This is a genomic window from Citricoccus parietis, from assembly GCF_042433045.1.
Lineage (GTDB): Bacteria > Actinomycetota > Actinomycetes > Actinomycetales > Micrococcaceae > Citricoccus > Citricoccus parietis.
Genome location: NZ_JBHLWH010000063.1, coordinates 1 through 2,012, shown reverse-complemented (window position 1 = coordinate 2,012; position 2,012 = coordinate 1). Strand labels below are relative to the sequence as shown.

Sequence of the window (2,012 nt, the reverse complement as noted above, 5' to 3'; positions counted from 1 at the left end):
GGTCTTAGCTTCCGGGTTCGGAATGGGACCGGGCGTTTCCCCCACGCTATGACCGCCGTAACTCTCTTACCCAACTGTCAACACCGTCCACACAACCTCTGGGGCTGGGGTGGGTGTTGGTCGTGGGTCGTCTTGGTGGTGACAACACTACTACTGTTGCACTGTTCAGTTTTTTACCCACCCCACAGGGGGGTGGTGGTTCGGTTGGTTGTTGTTCCGCAACCGCATAGTGGACGCTACGCATCTGGCCCTCTCATACCCTTTGAAGCGTGTATGAGAGATGCTTGTGTGTGTAAGTTATCGGCCTATTAGTACCGGTCGGCTTCACAAGTCGTTAGTCCTTGCTTCCACGTCCGGCCTATCAACCCAGTGATCTGCTGGGGGCCTCCCGACCCGAAGGTCGTGGAAATCTCATCTCGAAGCTGGCTTCCCGCTTAGATGCTTTCAGCGGTTATCCTTCCCGAACGTAGCTAATCAGCGGTGCACCTGGCGGTACAACTGACATACCAGAGGTTCGTCCGTCCCGGTCCTCTCGTACTAAGGACAGACCTTCTCAAATTTCCTGCGCGCGCAGAGGATAGGGACCGAACTGTCTCACGACGTTCTGAACCCAGCTCGCGTACCGCTTTAATGGGCGAACAGCCCAACCCTTGGGACCTACTCCAGCCCCAGGATGCGACGAGCCGACATCGAGGTGCCAAACCATGCCGTCGATATGGACTCTTGGGCAAGATCAGCCTGTTATCCCCGAGGTACCTTTTATCCGTTGAGCGACGGCCGTTCCACAACGGGCCGCCGGATCACTAGTCCCGACTTTCGTCCCTGCTCGAGCTGTCGCTCTCACAGTCAAGCCCCCTTGTGCACTTGCACTCGACACCTGATTGCCAACCAGGCTGAGGGGACCTTTGGGCGCCTCCGTTACATTTTGGGAGGCAACCGCCCCAGTTAAACTACCCATCAGGCACTGTCCCTGACCCGGATCACGGGCCGAAGTTAGATGTCCAGAGTGACCAGAGTGGTATTTCAACGATGACTCCACACGAACTAGCGTCCATGCTTCAACGTCTCCCACCTATCCTACACAAGCCACACCGAACACCAATACCAAACTATAGTAAAGGTCTCGGGGTCTTTCCGTCCTTCTGCGCGTAACGAGCATCTTTACTCGTAGTGCAATTTCGCCGAGTTCACGGTTGAGACAGCGGGGAAGTCGTTACTCCATTCGTGCAGGTCGGAACTTACCCGACAAGGAATTTCGCTACCTTAGGATGGTTATAGTTACCACCGCCGTTTACTGGGGCTTAAATTCTCAGCTTCGCAACAAGTTGCTAACCGGTCCTCTTAACCTTCCAGCACCGGGCAGGAGTCAGTCCGTATACATCGTCTTGCGACTTCGCACGGACCTGTGTTTTTGATAAACAGTCGCTTCCCCCTGGTCTCTGCGGCCCATACACCCTCCACCCAGCAAGTGGGCTTCAGGCTCAGGGCCCCCCTTCTCCCGAAGTTACGGGGGCATTTTGCCGAGTTCCTTAACCATGATTCTCTCGATCGCCTTAGTATTCTCTACCTGACCACCTGTGTCGGTTTGGGGTACGGGCGGCTAGAACCTCGCGTCGATGCTTTTCTTGGCAGCATAGGATCACCGGATCCCCCACTTCAGTGGGGGCCTATCGGGTCTCAGGCACACGCCTGGCGGATTTGCCAACCAGACACCCTACACCCTTGGACCAGGTCAATTCCATTGCCTGGCCCGGCTACCTTCCTGCGTCACACCTGTTAATACGCTTGCCTTACCGGTTCAGGTCCCGCGCTCCCCCCACCACGTCCCCCGAAGGGGATCCAGGCAGGTTCGGGCGGTTAGTATCACCGACTCAGCATGGGCGGTTCTTCGCCGGTACGGGAATATCAACCCGTTGTCCATCGACTACGCCTGTCGGCCTCGCCTTAGGTCCCGACTTACCCAGGGCAGATTAGCTTGACCCTGGAACCCTTGGTCATCCGGCGGACGGGTT

Annotated in this window: 2 rRNA genes; both read right to left on the bottom strand. The window is 56.7% G+C overall.

Annotated elements, in window-relative coordinates:
- Positions 1-60, bottom strand: a 5S ribosomal RNA gene (rrf, locus tag ACFFIO_RS17345); the annotation flags it as partial.
- 227 nt (positions 61-287) lie between these two features.
- Positions 288-2,012, bottom strand: a 23S ribosomal RNA gene (locus ACFFIO_RS17340); the annotation flags it as partial.